At 45.8% G+C, this 310-nt stretch carries 1 pseudogene; it reads right to left on the bottom strand.

From position 1 onward, the window contains the following. Positions 1–117 (bottom strand): annotated as a pseudogene (locus ACLD9W_RS12605) (IS1595 family transposase); the annotation flags it as partial. Positions 118–310: the final 193 nt, after the last annotated feature.

The raw sequence follows: 310 nt of genomic DNA, 5'->3' as shown, positions 1-310 counted from the left end.
CGCAGCCGTGCTTTTGTTGACATTCGCCAATTCGGCAGCCGTACGGGCGGTTACGCCTGCTACGAATAGCTCAATCAGTTTGTTTTGTTTGTACTGACTCAGATGACTTTTTCTCATAAGGAAAATTCTAACTTAAACGGAATCTCCTGAGTTATCTAGGACAGCCCCAACACTTTTCCAGAAAAAGCAACAATGAAAACCCATTCGGAGACCTTTGCAAAATCCCCCCAAATCCCCTAAATTCCCACCAAGACATTTAGGGGATTTTCCATGAGCACCTTCTTCCGGCAAACCGCCCAAGCCATGATTG

The organism is Neisseria sp. WLZKY-1 (assembly GCF_046546535.1).
In the GTDB taxonomy this organism is placed as follows: Bacteria; Pseudomonadota; Gammaproteobacteria; order Burkholderiales; family Neisseriaceae; genus Neisseria.
This window is presented reverse-complemented; position numbering and strand designations above follow the sequence as displayed.